The following is a 19,670-nucleotide window of genomic DNA, read 5'->3' on the forward strand; positions in this document are numbered from 1 at the left end:
CGCCCGCACAACCATATGGGACAGAACGACGCCATCATCCGCAACCCAATCCTGACGGGTTTCAACCCCGACCCGTCGATCGTGCGCGTCGGCGAGGATTACTACGTCGCGACCTCCACGTTCGAGTGGTATCCCGGTGTGCAGATCCACCACTCGCGCGATCTGGTGCACTGGCGACTCCTGACGCGGCCGCTCGAGCGCGCGAGCCAGTTGAACATGCTCGGCGATCCGGACTCCTGCGGCGTCTGGGCGCCGTGCCTGACGCATGCCGACGGCCTGTTCCATCTCGTGTACACCGACGTCAAGCGCTACGGTCGCACGACGGTCGGCGGTGCGTCGGGCGCCTCGCTCCGCGACTTCCACAACTATCTGGTGACCAGCCCGCGGATCGACGGCGAGTGGAGCGATCCGGTGCATCTGAACAGCAGCGGCTTCGACCCGTCGCTGTTCCACAACGACGACGGGCGGAAGTACGTGGTCAACATGCTTTGGGATCACCGGCCCGGAAAGAATCGGTTTGCCGGCATCGTCTCGCAGGAGTACTCACCCGCGGAGCGCCGTCTCCTGGGCGAGCGCCGCCTGATCTTCGAGGGGACGCCCATCGGGTTCACCGAGGCGCCACACCTCTACAAGCGAGACGGCTACTACTACCTGCTGACCGCCGAGGGCGGCACCGGCTGGGGGCACGCGGTGACCATGGCCCGGTCGCGCGCGCTGACGGGGCCGTACGAGCTGCACCCCGACACCTACATCCTGACCGCGCGTCACCGGCCAGACGCCGGGCTGCAGCGCGCTGGCCACGCCGACCTCGTGGAGACGCCAGACGGCCGGACCTTCATCGTGTACCTGTGCGGCCGGCCCATCCCGAACCGGGGCCGCTGCACGCTCGGCCGCGAGACCGCGATCCAGCCGATGACGTGGGGCACCGACGGCTGGCTGCGCAGCGCGGACGGCGATGGGCTGCCGGCGCTGTCCGTAGCGGCGCCTGGTCTCCCCGCGCACCCGTTCCCCGCTGCGCCGGTGCGCGAGGACTTCGACGGCCCGGATCTGCCGATCGACTTCCAGTGGCTGCGCTCGCCGTGGCCCGAGGAACTGTTCAGCCTCACCGCGCGCCAGGGACACCTGCGGCTGTACGGCCGCGAAACGCCGGGCAGCCTGTTCCGGCAGGCGCTGGTCGCGCGGCGACAGCAGGCACACTGCTTCAGCGCGTCCACGGTGATGGATTGCGAGCCGGCGCACTTCCAGCAGATGGCGGGCCTCATCTGCTACTACGGCGGCACGAAGTTCCACTACCTCTACGTGTCACACGACGACGCGCTCGGTCGGTGCCTGCGCGTGATGTCCGCGCTGCCGGACTCGCCGGCCGCCGACGCGTTTACGGTCCCCATCGCGATTCCGCCCGGGCCGATCGAACTGCGGGTGGAGGTGGATTTCGAGCGCCTCCACTTCGCGTATCGCGTGGCGGGCGTCGAGTGGACCTGGCTCCCGCAGATGTTCGACGCCAGCATCCTCTCCGACGAGGCGACCTCGCCGGGGTTGCCGAACTTCACCGGCGCGTTCGTCGGGATGGCGTGCCACGATATGGCGGGCACGGCGCTTCCGGCGGACTTCGACTGGTTCGAGTACCGGGAGCGCCAGTACCGCACGGATCCCGCGTAACACAGGGCGCCAGGCCGGCCCGGTTCGCCTGGCAGCCCTGCGCAGCCCGTAGTCGGGTAGGATGGCGGCAATGCTGCCGACGTGGCTGCCCCTGCTCCTCGTTGTCGCCGCCTGGACGCAGCCACCCCCGTCCGACACGACGCTGCACCGAAGCGAGATCCGTGTCCGCGATCCGTTCGTGCTTGCCGATCCGGAGACGAAGACCTACTACCTCTACAGCTCGACGACGCATGGCATGGACGCCAGCGAGCCGCGAAAGTCCGTGGTCGTCTACAGGAGCGCCGATCTCGAGCGCTGGTCGGCGCCGGTCACCGTTGCCGAGTTCCCTCCCGGTCACTGGGGTCGCGAAACCGTGTGGGCGCCGGAGGTGCATCGCTACAAGGGCCGCTACTACCTTTTCGTGACGCTCACGTCGACCGAGACCCTGCCGACCCCGCCGGGACGTCCGCGGAACCTGAAGCGGGGCACGGAGATCCTGGTGGCCGATCGGCCCGAGGGTCCATTTGTGCCGCTGGGGAAAGGCTCGCAGACGCCGCCCGACTGGATGGCGCTCGACGGCACGCTCTGGGTGGAGGACGGCGTGCCGTACATGGTGTTCTGCCACGAGTGGATCCAGATCACCGACGGCAGCGTGGACCTGGTGCGGATGAACGACGACCTGTCAGCGCCCGTCAGCAAGCCCGTGACGCTCTTTCACGCATCCGAAGCGGACTGGGTCCGCTGCCGCGCCGATCTCGGCGAGCTGTTCGAGGGGAAGCGGTACCACGCGTTCATCACCGACGGCCCGTGGCTGCACCGGACGAGAACCGGGAGGCTGTTCATGCTCTGGTCGAGCTATGGTCCGACGAAGTACGCAACCGGCGTCGCTGTCTCGACGAGCGGGAGGATCACGGGACCGTGGGTGCAGCAGCAGGCGCCGCTATGGCTGGACGACGGCGGGCACCCGATGCTGTTCACGGCGTTCGACGGCCGGCTGGTGATGACGATTCACCAGCCGAACCGCCTCGTGGAGCGGGCGCGGTTCTTCGAGGTCGAGGACACCGGCGAGACGATCCGGATCGTCGGGGAGGTCACGAACGCGCACGCACCCGCGACGCCGCTCCCACGGTGACGCGCGTGCCGTGGCCGCAGCGAGGTGTCGTCCACACCACCCGGCTGCCGCACTACACCTTCAGACCCGTTTGCGCAGTAGCAAGCGGCGCGACACTGACGAGAGCAGCGTAATCTTTGCAACCACAGAGTGACTCAGTCCCGGCTGCGCAATCGGCGGCAGTCATGGCGGCCGAGATTCACTCTGATCATTCTGGCCGCTGCGGCAATCGGCTGTGTTCACCGAGCGCCGCTCGACCGCACCGCGTCTGGCCAGCGTCAAGGGACGCCATTAGCCGTCAGGCGTGCGAAAGTCGACGCGATCCTCCAAGAGCAGCGGCTGAGGCCACACATCCCCGGTCTCGCATTCGCCATCGTTAAGGACGACCAAAACATCTACTTGAAGGCCTTTGACGAACGCAATCTCGAGCGCCGTACCCCAGCGACACCGGACACGCTTTTTCCGATCGGCTCCTGTACGAAGGCGTTCACGTCGATGGCCGTAGCCGTAAGTCAGGACCGGGGACAGTTGTCGCTAGTGTAGTGCGGCCGAAGTGGTAACGAGTATACACTGCCCGTCGTAGTTCATCCTGATGGAACTGCGATGCGTGTAGCCCCGCCCATTGTGTTGAGCCCTAACGATCGCCGCGTGCTCGAAGCGCGTGTGCGGGCCCGACGAGCACCGGCGCGTAGTGTCGAACGTGCGCGCATTCTCCTGCTGGCCGCCGATGGCTGGCTGAATCAGGACATTGCCGCGCATCTGCAGATGACGCCGGAGCGGGTCGCGCGCTGGCGCGCCCGCTTCTTGGGCGAGGGGCTGTCGGCGCTCGATCAGGACGCGCCGCGCAGCGGTCGGCCGCGGACGATCACCGCCGCGCAAGAGCGCGCGGTGGTGCGGAAGACGACCCAAGAGCCGCCGCCGCAGGCCACACACTGGAGTACCCGCACGATGGCGGCCGCCACGGGGCTCAGCGAACGCAGCATTCGCCGCATCTGGCACCGGCACGGCCTGAAGCCGCATCTTACGCGCACGTTCAAGATCAGTCGCGATCCGGCGTTTGCCGAGAAGGTCGAGGCGATCGTGGGGCTGTATCTCGATCCGCCCGAGCACGCGCTCGTCCTGTGCGTGGATGAGAAGAGTCAGATCCAGGCGCTCGATCGCACGCAGCCGGGGCTGCCGTTGAAGCGTGGGCGCTGTGGCACGATGACACACGACTACAAGCGGCACGGCACGGCCACGTTGTTCGCCGCGCTCAACACGCTCGACGGTCGGTGATCAGCATGTGCGACGACCGACACCGGCACCAGGAGTGGTTGAAGTTCCTGCGCGTGATCGACCACGTCACTCCTCCCGACAAGGATCTGGACCTCATCGTCGATAACGCCTCGACGCACAAGCACGCCAAGGTCCGTCGCTGGCTCGCGCGGCATCCGCGCTTCCACGTGTACTTCACGCCGACCAGCAGCTCGTGGCTCAACATGGTCGAGCGCTTCTTCCGCGACCTCACCCAGCGACGTCTGCGGCGTGGCGTGTTTCGCGAAGATCGTCACATCACGCAGCGACGATTGGGTGCGCCAGACGACGGCTCGCGAATCGGAGGCAGGCCGACACGTCCTCGACCTCCAGATCGGGAAGCTCCTCGACCACCGCCGCAGGCGTCAAGCCTGACGCCAGCAAGTCGAGCACGTCCGTGACGCGGCTGCGAAGTCCCCGCACGCAGGGACGCCCGCCGCACTGGGCGGGATCGACGGCGATGCGATCGGCAAGCGTGGTCATGTTGGTTCCCTCAGGTTACCACCGGCGGGTGTGCCCCCCTCGACGCCCAATCCGATCCCTGAGTGTGATCAGAAGGTTCGGTGGACGGGTTTACTACCCGGCGCGTGAGGCCGCCTGACTCGAAGGCCGCCGGAGTGAACGGACCGATAGTCGGTGACGACGGTGTTCGAGCAGCCCGATTGTCACGTGACGCCCGACTCAGGTGCGAGTACCGCCGCATCCTCGCGGGGCTCTGGAGCCTAAGGGAGCCCCTGCATCGGAGAGTGGACAGATGTCGACACACGTGGTCTCGAATCGTCCCGGGTTCGTGGAGACGAACGTGACAGGACCGTTACTAGCTAGGGACGCTGACAGCGCTCGGGAGGCGGGTGCGGTCATGCATTGGAGCGACCCGGCCAGCCTCCCGCACAGGAATGGGTCGCTTACGGGAGGCGTGCGTATTCCGCCCGTGCCGCCTTGGGAACCGGAATATCCGCGTCGGCGTTCTTCCAGAGCGTCAAGAGATCGCTGTAGACACCCTTCGCCTTCATCGTGTCGCCCGCGAGCGCGAGCGCTCGTGCCAGCTGCAGGCGCGCCATCGCGTCCACGGGATCGACGAGCACCATGCTGCGATGATCGAGAATCCGCTGAAACTCGGCGGCGGCTTCGGCGGGTTGACGTGCGGAGAGGTACGCCAGTCCGCGAACATAGATGGGGTACAGGGCGCCGAAACGTCCGACGAAGCCGACACGCCCGAGCGCGAGATCGTAGCGCGAGGCGGTCTGCAGCGCGTGAATCGCCGCGGCCGCATCAGGAGTGGGCGCGTTCAATGAGAACAGGGCCCGCAATGTCGGTAGATACATGAACTGCACCGACGTATCCTCTGGGAACTCGCGCGCGAGATCCTCGGCGAGGGCTCGCGATTGCGGCAGATCACCGGCGAGGGCGAGTGCGAACGCCGCGGCATAGTCCACTTCACGACCGCCCTGTCCGAGCTCGAGCGCCCTGGTGGCGCTCTGCCTCGCGGCCGCCGCATTCCCATGAAACGCTTCCCACACGGCGGTGGCCGCTTCGAACAGGCCGGCCCGTTCGCGTCGACCGGACTTCTGCGCGATCCGGACTGCGCCCGCGGCCATCCGTCTCGCGTCCTGCAACTGACCCGAGCGAGCCAGGGCGAGCGCCTCTATATTAGAGATGCTGTCTTCCGTGGCGGGACTCTTCCGGGCCGCTGTCGCCGTCCGTCTGAGTTCGTTCTCGTTACCCGTCAAGAAGGCAGCGAAATACTGGGTCTGCAGCAAACTGGCGGATTCCAGCTTGCGCACCGCCGCGAGTCGGACCGTGAGCAAGGAGTCATCAAGTCGATTCAGCAGGAGCTGATTGAATGCCCTGTTGCCATACGCCGGGTTCGAGTCGGGATCCAGGGCGATGGCCTTCTCGGTCTCGGCGATCGCCAACTCATGTTGGCCGGTGCTCATCAGGGCGAGACCCGCCATCAACGTGTGTGGCGACGCATCGCGCGGGTAGCTCTCGGCCCACGTTTCCAACGTTCGTCGCTCCCGTTCCAGGTTCCCCGTGAAGTCGCGGTCGTACAGTGTTTCGATGAAGAAGCGCTCCGCGTCGCTGGCCCGATTGCGCAGCTGGTAGGCCTTGAGCAAGCTCTGTCGCCCGAGCGCCGATTCCCCCACATCGCTGTAGCGGTGCCCGACATTCGCATGCGCCAGCGCAAAGTCGGGGTCGATCGCGACCGCACGTTGAAAAAGCGGCAGAGCACGTGCCGACCCTGAAAAGACTGCTCTCATTCCGGCGCTGTAGGCCTGCAGCGCTTCGATCGACCCCGTCGTCCCTTCGAGCGGCGTCGAGTATTTCTCGACGCTGGCGAGCGATTCGCCAGCTTGCGTTCGGAACCGAGTCGCCATCTGGGTGAGCGCGCTCAGCACATCTTCTTTCCGCGACGCCTGCGTCTGCTCGTCGGCGAGGATGTCCCCGGTCGCGCAGTTGGTGGCGCGCAGCCCGAGGACGTACTGACTGCCAAGCGCCGCAATCGATCCCTGCAGAACCGCCGCACCGCCAGTCCGCACGCACACGACCCGCGCAACGTCGGGGGTCAGTCGTGCATCCGCCGGCTGGTTCATCAATGGCAGCGTTCTCCGGATGCGTTCGTCAGAGATGAGGCTCAGGAACGGCGACTGCTGAAGCTGCACCGCCAGTCCTTGTCGGAGCGTCTCGTCGAACATCGGGTCGCCCGTCCTATTGATAAAGTCCGCAAGGACAATCGTGTCCTTGTCCGTCAGCGTCGGGGGGCGTCGGCTGTGGATCGCACCCGCGACTGCCGCTGCAACGAGGACAGCGGCGCCGATCGACAACCACCGTACGCGATACCGCGCGAGCACAGGCCGCTCTTCCATCGTTCTGTCGGGCTCGAAGCGGGCCGATTGACGATCGCGCTGCAGGCGCTGGAGGTCCGCGCGGATCTCGCTGGCGTGCTGATAGCGAAGCTCCCGATCCTTTTCCAGGCATCTGCTGACGATGCGCTCCAATTCCCGCGGCAGCCCGGGATTCAGTCGTTCCACCGGCGCTGGCGCGCGATTCAGGATGCCGTCGAAGATCAGCCCGACGCTGTCGCCGTGAAACGGTGGCGCGCCAGAGGCCATTTCGTACAACACGATGCCGAACGAGAACAGGTCGGTGCGCGCGTCAAGGTCCTGCGCTCGCACTTGCTCGGGCGACATGTACGCGATCGTTCCAAGCGGGCTCCCCGGACTCGTCAGGCCGTCGCCCGCCGTCACGGTCGGCGGGGCGTCATCACCGCCGCCAGCTGCTCGGACCTTGGCCAGCCCGAAATCGAGAATCTTCGCGTGTCCGCGCGCGGTGACGAAGAGATTTGCCGGCTTGATGTCGCGGTGGACGATGCCGGCCGTGTGCGCTGCTTCGAGCGCGTCGGCGATCTCGATCGCCAACGCCAGCAGGCGATCGATCTCGAACGGGCGCCCTCCGATCTGATGCTTCAGCGTCGTCCCGTCGAGAAACTCCATGACGAGAAACGCGCGGCCATCCTGCTCGCCGACATCGTAGACCGTGCAGATGTTGGCGTGGTTCAGCGCCGATGCCGCGCGCGCCTCGAGGCGGAATCGTGCCAGCGCGTCGGGATCCCCCGCCAGGTCTGGCGACAGGAACTTCAGCGCGACAAACCGATGCAGCCGCCCGTCCTCGGCTTTGTAGACGACGCCCATGCCGCCGCCACCCAGCTTCTCGACGATGCGGTAGTGGGAGAACGTCTGCCCGACGGGGCCGCCGTCGCTGGCCGCTAGTTGATCCGGCTGCTGGCGGGCTGCAGCCATGGCCGCGACGCCAATCGCCGGCCCCGACAGAAACCCGCCCGCCTCCCGCGCTGACCGCAGCAATGCGCGGACGTCCTGCTCCAGGGCGATGTCGCCGGCGCAGCGCCGCTTCAAGAACGCGTCATGCTCGTCAGGCGGAAGATCCAGCGCCGATTGGAAGAGGCGCTCAACGTCTTGCCAGCGTTCTACGTCCATGACGTCGGTCAGCGGGTCAGTTCCTGATACAGCCATGCTTTGGCGGCACGCCAATCGCGTTTGACCGTGCCCGGCGACACCTTCAGCACCCCGCCGATTTCTTCCACGGTCAGCCCGCCAAAGAAGCGCATCTCGACGATTTGGGCCTTTCGCGGATCGATGCGCGTCAACTCGATCAGCGCCTTGTCGAGTGCCACGAGATCCACTTCGACATCCTCGCCGGGGGCGACGACCGCCACGTCCTCGAGCGACACGTGCTGGACGCCGCGGCCGCGCTTGACGTTGTGACGCCGCGCGTGGTCGACGAGGATGCGACGCATCGCCTGCGCCGACACCGCAAAGAAGTGAGCCCGATCCTGCCACTGCATGCGCGTGTAGTCCGCCAGGCGCATATAGGCTTCGTTCACCAGGGCGGTGGCTTGCAGGCTGTGCCCTGAATGCTCGCGACGCATGTAGTCGCGGGCCAAGCGGTGCAGTTCCCCGTAGACGATGGGCGTGAGCGCCTGAAGCGCGTACTGATCACCGTCACTCCAGGCGCGGAGCAGTGCACTGACGTCGGTGTCCGGCGAAGACGCCTCGAGTCGTAACGGCTTTTCCATGCGCCCAAGCGCGGCTGATCAGCGGCTGATCCCTTCCGGGCGGATCTTACGCCTTTATGGAGCAGGAGAGCGAATTCCCCGCCACTCGCAGTGCCAGGGCTTCGGAGGAGGGTGCCATCCATGACATTCCCTGCCACGGCCCGCTTTCACGTCTACCGAAAAGGAGCTACCAATGCGTGCCTCACTCACTGCTGTTGCCGTCGCCTTCGTCGCGCTGACCGTCGGCTGTAGTCAACCCGTCGCGCCAACCGGCCCGACGTCTCTCTCGCCCGCCAGCCCGTCCATCGCGTCGTCGGACGCGAACGCAACCGGCGCGGGTCTTCTCGCCGAGGGCCACGAAGTACCGTTCAAGGGGAGGTGGGAAGGAGCCGTGACGGCCAGGACGCCGCTTCCGCCGGGGTTTTTGTCTATCTCGTTCGAAGGCACGGGCAACGCTACGCACCTCGGGCGGTTCACGGTAGAAAACCGGATCGTCCTGAACACGACGGACAGGACCTTGACCGGGACCTACGAGTTCACCGCGGCCAACGGCGACACGCTCACCGCTACCGTTACTGGAAAGTCCCCCCTAACGCCCCCTGGCGTTCCGCAGACCGGTGTGGAGACGGCGACCATTACCGGGGGGACGGGGCGGTTCGCCAGCGCCAGTGGGAGCTTCACTACCGAGCGCGTGGTCGACACTGCGACCTTCGTGGCCACCGGTTCCTTCGAGGGGACGATCTCCTCGCCCGGTGCCGGCAACCCTTGAAGACTTGACCACGCCCGACCGCAACACGGAATGGGCCCACTGCCGGCTGGTGTGGTGTGCTCAATGGTGCGAGCACCGTGTTCATCACCAGCCCACCGCCCAACGTGACGTCATACGACGTCTTTCTGACGACCGCGGGCGACGTGTTGATCGCCACGGGCGTTTCCGCCCCCCGCACGCCGGTGCCCGGCGAGCCGGGTGACTTCACTTCGCACATAGACCTGACAATCGTCGGGGGGTTTGGCAAGTACGCCGAGGCGACCGGGACGATGACATTCGACGGAGTGTCCCACACTGGCACTGTCCCGCGGACCGCCGATATCATTTACAAGGGGACCGTCTGCGGTCCGAATGTCGAAGGCGGTCCGAACTGGGCCTGCTGCTGCGGCACTCCATTCGCTGACCGTGGATGCACCCGGGTACGCGTACCCGGGTGCTCCGTCAGGGCGTGCGGGATCGGTTGTACGGCCGACGAGATGAACGTCCCGCCGCTCGCGCATCAGCGTGAAACGCTGGTCCGCTCCTAAGACTCCGAGCGAATCGGTCCGTCCGGCTCGTTGCGCCGACCGCCAGGTCGTGAGAACGGTGAGCGCGAGCACCGCGGCGGCCTGCGCAGCATGGGTGGCGACACACCCTTGTGCAAACTCAGGCCTTCTTGCGAGCCGGGCTCGTGCCGACGACCTTCGGTGGCCGCCCGCCGAGACGGCCATTCGCTCGCGAGGCCCGCGCCTTCGCGGCCGTGCGTTTGGCACCGACCAGGGCGGCCACCCCGACGATCTCCACGCTTCCAGTGCCGGCGTCCGAGCAGCGAGCCACACGCACACGTGCCTCTGGCCTGCTGGACGGATGTTCCTGAAGGTACGCCTCGAGCAACCCACGAATGGCGCGCTCCGCTTTGGCATTCGTATCGGCTGCCGCATACACAGGCAGTCCCGGTACGTACGCGCTCACGGCGCCGTCGTCTTCAGTCTCGAGCACGATGGGATAGAGCATGGTCATTGAACACCTGCCTCGCGCAGGATGCGCGCGCCGAGTCGACCGGCGTCCTTCTTCGTGTGCACGGCCACCCACACCTCTTTGCCGGTGGCGGGGTGCTTCAGCAGCAGGTGGCTGCCTTTGCCGGACCGGACCTGGACGAACCCGGCAGCCTTCAGCTTGCGGATCACCTCGGCCCACGTCACCCGGGCAGCTTAAACCTATCGGTGGGTTTCGTAAAGCGCCTCTTGAGCCCGGCTGGCGGGTGCGGCGCGCCCCTTCCCGGTCGTTCCGGTGGGTTGCGGGCCATAGAGCGAGGCTTTCGCGAGCCAAGACCGGCAAGGTAACGTTCCTTCCAGCCGCGCAGGCATGCCTGGAACGCGAGGCAAACCGTGCGTCTGCGGGCACACGCACCCGCTACGGGACGCTTACGCGTGGAGATATTGTGGAGACGACGGCCTTCGAGCCAGTCGAGTTCGCGTCTAAGTTATTGAACAGAAAGGATTTGTGGTGGTGAGCCGGGAAGGAATCGAACCTTCAACCCGCGAGGCAGTTCCACTGCGCCTGCGCATTGCGACGGTTCCTCTGGAGCGGGGCTCGACATCAGGCCGCTCGGGCCATGCGCTGCCGCGCTTCAGGCGTCGACCGGGGGCCACAGCGTCCCTTCGCAATCGTAGCGCCCGCAGGCGAGCGTGCGTTCACCCGGGCCGGGGGGCGAAGTTTTCTTCGGGGCCAGTGTTGGCCTCGCCCGCGCCGCGGGGCACGAGCAGCACGGCCAGGAAGGCGAATGCCGTGTAGACGGCCATCAGCACGAACAACGGCCGGTACCCGCCGGCGAGGTCGAAGAGGCTGCCGTTCAGCGGATCGCCGATGGCCCCGCCGAGCGCCATGCACAGCAGGAACACGGCCGCGAGCATGCCACGGTGCTGGTGCGGGATGGGCTCCATGAACAGCGGGAAGGCATTGACGGTCGGCAAGGTCCAACTGGCCGACGCCAGCGCCAGCAGTGGCACGGCCTGAGCCAGCGTCGCGACGCGATCGAGCGCAAGCAGGCACGCACACATCAGGCCGAACCCGAGCAGCATCGCCGTGCGCCGGCCGAAGCGGACCCCGAGCGCGCCGGCCGGGAGAGCGCCGATGACGCCGCCAATCGCCCAGGCGATGAAGCCGAGGGCGACGTCCTCCGGACGGACCGCGAACCGCTCGGTGGCGTGCAGCGCGAACCACGTCGAGAACGTCTGGAAAGTCAACTGCAGCAACAGCGTGGCGAAGAACACTGCGCGCAGGCCAGGCAGGGTCCCTCGGATGGCCGCGCCGAGCGTGGCGATGAGTGATTGCCATCCGGCCTCATCGGGCCGCGCCGCCGGCGAGGTCTCCTCACGCAGCACCCACGCAAACGTTGCCGCGATGACAAGGACCGTCCCCGCCGCGACGAGAAAGGCGATACGCATGCCGAGCGCGCGCCCGAGCATCAGGAACACGATGGCGCCGACGCACATCTGGAACGTCACCGACGCAGTCCCCAGCGAACGGTAGCGAGAGGGCAGGAGGTCGGCCACCAGGGCGTGCAGGGGCGATCGCTGCAGGTTGATGCCCGTGTAGAGCAGCACCATGGCCGCGATCAGTCCACCGATGCCGAGCGCCGCGGAGGCGGGGAACACCGCCATGCCGATGGCAGCCATCACGACCCCCGCCACCACAATCGGCACGCGCCGACCACCGCCCGCGCGGGCACGATCGGACAGGAGGCCGGCCAGCGGCACCAGCAGCAGGAGCAGCACGTTGTCGATGGCCATCACCGCTCCGATGAGGGAGCGCCTGTCGCCCAGGGCGTCCCGTACGAGAATCGGGACGAACGTGGAGAGCAGGGGACCGGTGACACCGGCAAAGAGGCCGCCGAGCCCGACGAGCAGGGCGGCGAGATACGGGGGGCGTGATGGGCGCAGCGAGGCCGACTCCGGATTCTTCCGGGGTGGCCCCGGCAGCGGTACGTGTGTGGCGCGATGATGGCGGAGGAGCGGGCTGCGTTTCAATACCGGAAACGTATTACGCGTCTGCCCATTCGACACTTTGCTGACCGCCGCGGCCGTGCAATTGGTCAATCTCGGTTACGCGGACGACTACTTTGCGCAGTACGCGACGCCTGTGCGGGCACTCGACGAAGCGGCACTCGCTGCCGCATCGCGTCAGTACATCCGGCCCAACGAGATCATCCGGCTGGTCGTGGGCGATCTTGCCAGCGTCGAGGCCGGCATTCGCGACCTGAAGTTCGGCGAGGTCATTCGTCTCGATGGCGACGGACGACCGTTGGCCGACAGCCGCTGATTCGCGGGTGAGGTCACACGGGGCCGACCACGCGACCACTCTGAATGTTGCGGATGGCGGCTCCCAACTGGTCGAGTTCCTCGCACGTGTTGTAGAAGGCCAGGGAGGGACGCACGGTCCTCTCGTGGCCGAAGCGCCGGAGGATGGGCTGCGCGCAATGATGTCCGGCCCGCACCGCAATGCCCTGGCGGGCGAGGCCGGCGCCCACGTCTTCGGTCTCATGGCCGTCGAGGACGAACGACAGCACGCTGGTCTTCTCCCTGGCCGTGCCCACGAGCGTGAGTCCGGGAATACGAGTGAGCACCTGGGTGCCATACACCAGGAGCTCATGTTCCCGTCGTGCGATGTTGGCCATCCCGAGCCGAGTCACATAGTCGAGCGCGGCGCCGAGGCCGACGGCGTCGGCGATGTTGCCGGTGCCCGCCTCGAAGCGGAGCGGCGGCGCGTGGTAGATCGTCCGCTCGAACGTCACGTCCACGATCATGTTGCCCCCGCCCTGGTAGGGCGGCGACTGCTCGAGGAACGCGGACTTGCCGTACACGACCCCGATCCCGGTCGGGCCGAAGATCTTGTGCCCGCTGAACACGAAGAAGTCACAGTCGATCGCCTGAACGTCGATCGGGATGTGCGACACCGACTGCGCGCCGTCCACGACGACCGCGGCCCCGTGCCGATGCGCGATGGCCGTCATCTCGTGAACGGGCGTGACGGTGCCCAGGGCGTTCGACACGTGCGAGAACGCCGCCAGTCGGGTTCGCGGCGTGAACAGCTGCTCGTACTCGGCCAGGATGATCTGGCCCGTCTCGTCCACGGGGGCGACCTTCAGCGTGGCGCCCACCTCCGCACAGAGCATCTGCCACGGCACGATGTTGGCGTGGTGCTCGAGGTGGGTGAGGACAATCTCGTCGCCAGCATGGATGTGCTGTTTCCCCCAGCTGCGCGCGATGAGGTTGATGCCCTCGGTGGTGCCGCGTACGAAGACGATCTCCTTGGCCGATGACGCATTCAGGAACGCGCGAACCTTCTCGCGCGCGCCTTCGTACGCATCGGTCGCTCGTGCGGCCAGTGTGTGCGCGGCGCGGTGCACGTTCGAGTTCTCGTGTGCGTAGAAATGCGCCAGCCGATCGATCACGGCCTGCGGCTTCTGTGTCGTTGCCGCGTTGTCGAGCCAGACGAGCGGGCGCCCGTTCACCAGTTCCTGGAGGATCGGGAAGTCACGGCGCACCGCCTGCACGTCCAGACCACTCGACGCCGTGCCTGCGCCGGGGATACTCGGCGTCGCGCGATCGAACTGCGAGCCGACCGGTGCGAGTGTCGGCGAGACGCCGGGGACAGCAAGGTGCCGCGGTGCCGTCGTCAAGATCTCCGACTGCGTCGGGCCAGTCGTCCGAGCTTGCGCCGGGACGCCTTGCAGTAGCGGTGCGCCGATGTCGGTGCGGGAGATCCCGAACGGGAGCGTCGATGCCGACGCGTCGGGTGCGACGTGCGCCACCGGTGGAACCGCCACGCCGAAGGGGAGTGCGGGCGACGCGGGCGACGCCGACGCCAGCGTTTCGATCGACCGGAGGTCCGCAAGGAAGCCAAGGCCCGACACCAACGGCGTCACGCTGACGATATCGCCGATGCCCGGCGCCGCTGGCGCAGCCGGTAGTCCCGCCAACGGTGGGTGTGCTGCCACAAGCGGTGCGGCGTGAATAGCCGGCGTCAGGTGAATGGCCTGGGCCGGCGCCTGATATGCGTCGAGGGCGACGGGCGCGACCGGCAGGGCGTGTCCCTCGTGAGGGGGCAACCCGGCTCCCGTGTCCGTCAGCGCGCCGCCACTCTGCCGACCGAGTGTCCCGAAGAACTCGCCGGCGAGCCGTGCGAGCAGGGCAGGGTCGGGCACGCCAGCCGCCGCAGCCGCGGCTGCGCCCGCGTGATCGAGGACACTGCGGGGGATGGCGCCTGCGTCGGCGCCTCGAACTGCTTCCGGGTGGATGGGAGTGCTCATGGCGCCACTCACTTGTAGTCGTGGTACGTGCCCACCTCGACGCCCTCGAGCGCCGCGATCGCGTCATCCACCAACACGGCGGCCGAGCAGTACAACGCGACGAGGTATGACGCAATGGCGCGCTGATCGAGGCCCATGAAGCGCACCGAGAGTCCCGGCGTCTGCTCGCCAGGCAGCCCCGGCTGGTACAGGCCGATCACGCCCTGCTTCTTCTCACCGACGCGCAGCAGGAGGATGCTGGTCGAGCCCCCTGGCTCCGTGGGATTGCTCTGGCCATCCACCAGCAGCTTGTTGGTGGGGACCAGGGGCACGCCGCGCCACGTGAGCAGCGGGGTACCGAAGAGGGTGATGGTCGGCGGCGGGACACCGCGACGCGTGCACTCGCGGCCGAAGGCGGCGATGGCCCGGGGATGCGCGAGGAAGAACGAGGGTTCCTTCCAGACCTTGCTCAGGAGTTCGTCGAGGTCGTCGGGTGTGGGCGCGCCCTTGCGCGTCTTGATGCGCTGGGAGGCGGGGACGTTATGCAGCAGCCCGTAGCCGCTGTTGTTGATGAGTTCGCCCTCCTGACGCTCCTTGACCGTCTCGATTGTCAGCCTGAGCTGCTCGGCGACCTGATCGAAGGGGTTGCTGTACAGGTCAGACACCTTGGTCGCGACCTGCAGGACGCTCGAGATCGAATTGAGCGTGTACTCGCGAGGCTTCTCCTCGTAGTCCACGAAGGCCGCGGGAATGGAGGACTCCGGCTTCGGTTCACACACCACTTCGACGGACTTGTCGTCCACGACGCGGTTCAGCCTCAGCGTGCCCGCTTCCACGGGCTTCCAGTCGAGCAGCCGGACGAGCCAGCGCGGCGTGATGGCACCGTACTGCGGCGCCGTTTTTGTGACGTTGGCCAGTTGGAACGCGGCGGCTTCGCCGAGCGTGTGCTGTGGACTGCCTTTTGCGGTCACGAGTCTTTCTCCTGTGCAGAGAGCAGAGGTGCGGGTGCCGGTCGCCTCAGTCGAGGGCGTCGACTACTTCGGCGTCGAAGCCGGACCGGTCGTCGCGGAGCTCCCACGAGAGCATCTGGCCGGCGCCTGCGGCCGTTGCCGTCACGATGATGTACGAATATGCGGGCCACGCGTGGTCGAGATCGAACTGCGATGGCACCGCCGGGCAGTCCGGGTGGGAGTGGTAGATGCCGACGACGTCGAGCCCGCGCGCCCGCGCCTCCCGTTCGCCGCGCAACATCTCCATGGGGCCGATCAGGAACCGGTTGTGCCGCGCCTCGCCCTCCCGTGCGTTCGAGATCGGGAGCACGTCGCGCACGACCTTCCGGCCCTCGTCACCGAAGGTCCCGAGCAGCAGGCCGCAGCATTCCTCGGGGTGGTCGGCCACGGCGTGCCGATTGATCGCGTCGCGGTGCGCGTCGGTCAGGGCAATCACTCCGGCTCTCCAGTCCAGAAATCGTCACTCAGATACCGGCTGCCGGCATCGCACAGGATCGTCACCACGATCGAGCCAGGGAGCAACGTCCGCGCCAACTGTACAGCGGCGACGACGTTGGCTCCAGCACTCACCCCCACGAGGAGGCCTTCCTGGCGGGCCAGCTGGCGCGCCATGTCCTGCGCCTCCAGCGTGCCCACGACGACCTCCTCATCGGCGACGGAGGGGGCGCGCCGATCATCGCGTCGGCAATCCCGGTGTTGCCGCTCGTGGCATCGAGAATCGTTCGGCCCGGAGCGAGCGCGCCCGATCGCAGACCCTTGACCACCATCGCGAGGGCAGCCCGATCCTTCACCGATCCGCTCGGATTGAGATGCTCGGCCTTCGCGTGCACCTCGACCCCTGCGGGAACGCCGGCGTGCACGCCCGCCACATAAGGCCACCATCCGGTCCGGATGATGGCCTCGTTGGTCGTGCCGTACCTACTGGCGCCAGCGTCTCATCCGCACACGAAGTCCTGCCTGCAACAGCAGGCGACGCAACGGCGCGGACAAGTGCAGGTGAGGATACGCATCGGCGGCTGGCGGTGACACACCGCCTTCATCGAGCGTGAGCCAGCGCCGGCGCCACCACAAGCGGCAGCTCTGTCATATCAGGTACGTCTCAGGTCTCAAGTCTCAAGTCTCAGGCCGACCGTAATCCGTAAGCGTTAGGCGTCAAGCGTTAAGCGTTAGTGATGCGTCATTCGTTCAAGCTGAGCGCCACCGAGGGCTCGCCGGCGGCCGGCATCACGGGCTGGCCGTCCGTGCGGCGCCAGAGTCGAGCGACGCGGAATGTCGCAGCGAGGGTCAGCAGCACGCCGATCGTCGTCAGCGCACTCCAGCGTTCCGCGCTCGCGAGAATGGTCGATCCCAACACCACCGCCGGTACCCCAAGCACGGGCAGGGCCCGCGCCGACTCGCTCGGGATCGCATCGTCGACGAGTGCCAATGTGCCGAGCGTGAGGACGATCAACTCGGCGAGCCCAAGCGCAAGTGCGAGTCCGACGATGGCGTGTGTGACAGCGGCGTCGGCACCCAGGAGGCTCCACCAGAGTGGCGACATCAACAGGACCGGAAGGCCGACGATGAACCAGGTTGCGAGCGCCACGCCTGATTCATACGGTGCGCGGATGCCGTTCCAGGCGACGGCGAACAGCCAGGTTGCGTTGTTGTCGGCTTCGCGGCGCAACGCCGCTCGTCCGCCGGCCGCCACGCTGACAACGACGAGCGCCTGGATCGACAACACGACGAGGTTCGCATCAGCGAGGGAGGCACCTCGCCGAGGTTCCTGGAGGAAGCCGACAGCTCCAGCGGCCAGGCCTCCTGCCAGGCCCACGGCAAGCAGGAGGCGATGCCGCTGGCTCCGCAGCAGCGTCCGCCACGCGAAAGTTGCGCCGGCACGAGTCTCCGGGCGCGGTGCCACGCTGCGCCACAGGTGCCATGCAAACGCCCGCGTGCCCCTGGTCCCGCGGGCTCCAAGGACCGGCGCCTCGAGGCGCCGCCGATTGTTCCAGAACAGCACCGACGCCAGGAAGAGACAGAGGCCGGGCACGGCAACCGCAGTGCGACGCGCTGATCCCTTCGCATGCCCCAGAGCCATCCGATACTGATCGAGTACTGTCGCCGCGCGCGCCCTGAGGCGTCTGGGCAGCGGTGCGGCAGGCAGGGCCGCGACGCGATGTCCGCCCAGTTCCTCGAAGGTGCCCGCCAGGACGACAGCCGGCCACCACCGGGCCGACGGATGTCCATCGCGCAGGGCACGCAACGCAAAGGTGGGCTGCAGGAAGAACGCCAGCAGGCCAACGACGACGAACGAGGCTTGTGCGGCCGCCGAGATTCGCGCGAACGTCCTGGCGCCGAGCAGTGCAAGCAGGCCTTCACGCACGGTCAACACGACGAGGAAACCGAGGAGGCCCGAGAGCACGCCGATCGTCAACTGCAGCATCGTGAGCTGCAGGACGAGGAGCCAGTTGGCGTCGAGCCGGCCGACCGACACGATCGGGTAAATCAGGCTCGGGATGCCATTGAGCAGTAACGCGGCCGCGCCGGCAAACAGCGCCGTCGCCATCCACTTGGCCTGCACGATTTGGCCGTGCCGCAGCGGCAGGACGCCGAGGATGCTGGCATCGCGCGCGTCGACCGACAAGCGATCCCACTGGACGACCGCCACCAACGCCATGATGACCATGGAACCGCCGAAGATCAGGAGCCGATCGGCGAATCCTGCCAGGGCACTGAGACCAGGCACGGGAAATGGCGTCATCACGTACTTGGATGCGAGTACGACGGTGATGAACAGTCCCGGTGAGAAGAGCAGCGCCGCCGACAGTGCCGCCTGGCGCTCGCCGCCGGCAAGGTCGGTGGATATGTAGCCGCGGACGAAGTGCCGGACCAGAAGCCGCGTCTGCGCCTGCATGTCAGGGATGCCTCGTCACGAGGTCGGCGATGTCGCGCGCGGTGCTCTCCGGATCCTGTCGCAGGACCAGCTGCGCGAACACGTCTTCCAGCGTTGGCTGTGACATCAGCGTGCGCAGTTCCTCCGAGGTGCCTGTCGCCACGCACGCCCCTTGCTGCAGGACGATGACGCGGGTGCAGAGCCGCTCCACGCTGTCGAGGACGTGCGAGCTGTAGAGAATGGCCTTGCCCTGGCGTGCCAGGGCGGTCACCAGGTGTCGCATGACCCGGGCCGCCGTCACGTCGAGACCCGATTCGGGCTCGTCGAGCACGAGGACGTCGGGATCGTGCAGCAGCGCGGCGATGAGCAGCACCTTCTGCTTCATGCCCTTGGAGTAGCCGCTGATGTCCAGTTCGGCCGCATCTGCAATGCCGAACAGGCGGAGCAGGGCGGGCACCTTTTCGGTGACGACCGAGTCAGGCAGGGCCCGCAACTGCGCCACGAACTCGAGATACTCGCGGCCAGACAAGTAGCCGTAGAGGGCCGGTTCCTCAGGTACGTAACCGAGTCGTTGCCGGTATGCGACGAGATCCTCGGCGATGTCACGACCCTTGAATGTGACCACCCCGCGCGACGGCGTGAGCAAGCCAGTGACCATGCGAGCCGTGGTGCTCTTACCCGAGCCGTTTGCGCCGAGGTAGCCGACGATCTCGCCCGCGCCGACGACGAAACTGACATCGCGGACGGCAGCCGTCCCGCCGTAGAACTTCCACAAGTGCAGCGCCTCGAGCATCGCGCCTCCGTGAACGTGGTGACTGTCCTGTTCGACACCGGGAGCGGCGGGAAGTTCCCTTGAGGGGTTCTGACGAACGCCGAACGCCGAACGTCGAACGCCGAACGCAGCCCGCGAACGCAGCGGCCCGCGCATCCCGAATCCCGAGTCCCGAATCCCGACTCCCGAATCCCGGCTCTCGATCCGCGATCCGCGATCCCCGGTCCGCGTCCTGTCGACCTTCGATCAAGGTCGACAGCTACACCACCGTTGGAGGCCGAACGCGGAACGACGACGGATCGGCCATGCGTAGGCGTCGAGCTTGCTCGACGCATCCAGGCGATCGCGACGCATAGCTGCCCG

General features: G+C 67.0%; 18 protein-coding genes and 1 pseudogene. 6 read left to right on the top strand and 13 right to left on the bottom strand.

Features of this window, described 5'->3' with window-relative positions; genetic code table 11:
* Window positions 1-15: 15 nt before the first annotated feature.
* From LuPra_RS10440 to LuPra_RS10455, 4 genes and pseudogenes are all read left to right on the top strand, one after another.
* On the top strand, window positions 16-1,659 hold the full coding sequence (locus LuPra_RS10440; protein WP_110170681.1) for a glycoside hydrolase family 43 protein: 1,644 nt from the start codon (window positions 16-18) through the stop codon (window positions 1,657-1,659).
* Between the two features lie 70 nt (window positions 1,660-1,729).
* On the top strand, window positions 1,730-2,770 hold the full coding sequence (locus tag LuPra_RS10445) for a glycoside hydrolase family 43 protein (protein WP_234800821.1): 1,041 nt from the start codon (window positions 1,730-1,732) through the stop codon (window positions 2,768-2,770).
* A gap of 129 nt (window positions 2,771-2,899) precedes the next feature.
* Window positions 2,900-3,292: a serine hydrolase domain-containing protein gene (locus LuPra_RS34385; RefSeq protein WP_110170683.1), complete on the top strand. Its 393-nt coding sequence runs from the start codon at window positions 2,900-2,902 to the stop codon at window positions 3,290-3,292.
* A gap of 60 nt (window positions 3,293-3,352) precedes the next feature.
* Window positions 3,353-4,287: pseudogene (locus LuPra_RS10455) on the top strand (IS630 family transposase); the annotation flags it as partial.
* Between the two features lie 13 nt (window positions 4,288-4,300).
* Here LuPra_RS10455 and LuPra_RS10465 read toward each other — a convergent pair.
* The 3 genes from LuPra_RS10465 to LuPra_RS10475 form a co-directional block, all read right to left on the bottom strand.
* Window positions 4,301-4,525, bottom strand: coding sequence for a DUF433 domain-containing protein (locus LuPra_RS10465; protein WP_110170686.1), 225 nt, complete (start codon window positions 4,523-4,525; stop codon window positions 4,301-4,303).
* A 422-nt stretch (window positions 4,526-4,947) separates the two neighbouring features.
* Entirely contained in the window at window positions 4,948-8,037 is a 3,090-nt protein-coding gene (locus LuPra_RS10470; protein WP_157898987.1) for a serine/threonine-protein kinase, read from the bottom strand.
* Window positions 8,038-8,045: 8 nt separating this feature from the next.
* On the bottom strand, window positions 8,046-8,636 hold the full coding sequence (locus LuPra_RS10475; protein ID WP_110170687.1) for a sigma-70 family RNA polymerase sigma factor: 591 nt from the start codon (window positions 8,634-8,636) through the stop codon (window positions 8,046-8,048).
* Window positions 8,637-8,808: 172 nt separating this feature from the next.
* Between LuPra_RS10475 and LuPra_RS10480 the strand changes: the two genes are divergently transcribed.
* Entirely contained in the window at window positions 8,809-9,384 is a 576-nt protein-coding gene (locus LuPra_RS10480; RefSeq protein WP_110170688.1) for a hypothetical protein, read from the top strand.
* Between the two features lie 645 nt (window positions 9,385-10,029).
* Here LuPra_RS10480 and LuPra_RS10490 read toward each other — a convergent pair.
* The 3 genes from LuPra_RS10490 to LuPra_RS10500 all read right to left on the bottom strand — a co-directional run bounded on the left by LuPra_RS10490 (window position 10,030) and on the right by LuPra_RS10500 (window position 12,392).
* Window positions 10,030-10,383 (bottom strand): type II toxin-antitoxin system HicB family antitoxin, encoded by a 354-nt coding sequence (locus tag LuPra_RS10490; protein ID WP_157898988.1) that lies wholly within the window; start codon window positions 10,381-10,383, stop codon window positions 10,030-10,032.
* Window positions 10,380-10,565 carry a type II toxin-antitoxin system HicA family toxin gene (locus LuPra_RS10495; protein WP_110170691.1) on the bottom strand — a complete coding sequence of 62 codons (186 nt, stop codon included), beginning with the start codon at window positions 10,563-10,565 and terminating at the stop codon, window positions 10,380-10,382. The genes LuPra_RS10490 and LuPra_RS10495 overlap by 4 nt, the downstream gene beginning before the upstream one ends.
* 492 nt (window positions 10,566-11,057) lie before the next feature.
* Window positions 11,058-12,392 carry an MFS transporter gene (locus LuPra_RS10500; RefSeq protein WP_157898989.1) on the bottom strand — a complete coding sequence of 445 codons (1,335 nt, stop codon included), beginning with the start codon at window positions 12,390-12,392 and terminating at the stop codon, window positions 11,058-11,060.
* 37 nt (window positions 12,393-12,429) lie between these two features.
* On the opposite strand from LuPra_RS10500, the gene LuPra_RS10505 reads away from it, so the two are divergent.
* Window positions 12,430-12,684, top strand: a complete 255-nt coding sequence (locus LuPra_RS10505; protein ID WP_234800822.1) for a hypothetical protein — start codon at window positions 12,430-12,432, stop codon at window positions 12,682-12,684.
* Between the two features lie 13 nt (window positions 12,685-12,697).
* Here LuPra_RS10505 and LuPra_RS34085 read toward each other — a convergent pair whose 3' ends face one another.
* From LuPra_RS34085 to LuPra_RS10535, 7 genes are all read right to left on the bottom strand, one after another.
* A complete protein-coding gene (locus tag LuPra_RS34085; RefSeq protein WP_110174632.1) occupies window positions 12,698-14,674 on the bottom strand; it encodes a family 2A encapsulin nanocompartment cargo protein cysteine desulfurase in 1,977 nt (658 codons plus the stop codon).
* 8 nt (window positions 14,675-14,682) lie between these two features.
* Window positions 14,683-15,624 carry a family 2A encapsulin nanocompartment shell protein gene (locus tag LuPra_RS10515; RefSeq protein ID WP_110170694.1) on the bottom strand — a complete coding sequence of 314 codons (942 nt, stop codon included), beginning with the start codon at window positions 15,622-15,624 and terminating at the stop codon, window positions 14,683-14,685.
* Between the two features lie 46 nt (window positions 15,625-15,670).
* Window positions 15,671-16,099, bottom strand: coding sequence for a M67 family metallopeptidase (locus LuPra_RS10520; protein ID WP_110170695.1), 429 nt, complete (start codon window positions 16,097-16,099; stop codon window positions 15,671-15,673).
* Window positions 16,096-16,299 (bottom strand): hypothetical protein, encoded by a 204-nt coding sequence (locus LuPra_RS34755; RefSeq protein WP_237050892.1) that lies wholly within the window; start codon window positions 16,297-16,299, stop codon window positions 16,096-16,098. Before LuPra_RS34755 ends, LuPra_RS10520 begins: the two co-directional genes overlap by 4 nt.
* Window positions 16,230-16,532: a pyridoxal-phosphate dependent enzyme gene (locus tag LuPra_RS34760; RefSeq protein ID WP_470368379.1), complete on the bottom strand. Its 303-nt coding sequence runs from the start codon at window positions 16,530-16,532 to the stop codon at window positions 16,230-16,232. The genes LuPra_RS34755 and LuPra_RS34760 overlap by 70 nt, the downstream gene beginning before the upstream one ends.
* 308 nt (window positions 16,533-16,840) lie before the next feature.
* A complete protein-coding gene (locus LuPra_RS31775) occupies window positions 16,841-18,556 on the bottom strand; it encodes a hypothetical protein (RefSeq protein ID WP_157898991.1) in 1,716 nt (571 codons plus the stop codon).
* A 1-nt stretch (window position 18,557) separates the two neighbouring features.
* Window positions 18,558-19,328: an ABC transporter ATP-binding protein gene (locus LuPra_RS10535; protein WP_110174633.1), complete on the bottom strand. Its 771-nt coding sequence runs from the start codon at window positions 19,326-19,328 to the stop codon at window positions 18,558-18,560.
* Window positions 19,329-19,670 lie beyond the last annotated feature (342 nt).

The sequence above is a fragment of the Luteitalea pratensis genome, assembly GCF_001618865.1.
In the GTDB taxonomy this organism is placed as follows: Bacteria; Acidobacteriota; Vicinamibacteria; order Vicinamibacterales; family Vicinamibacteraceae; genus Luteitalea; species Luteitalea pratensis.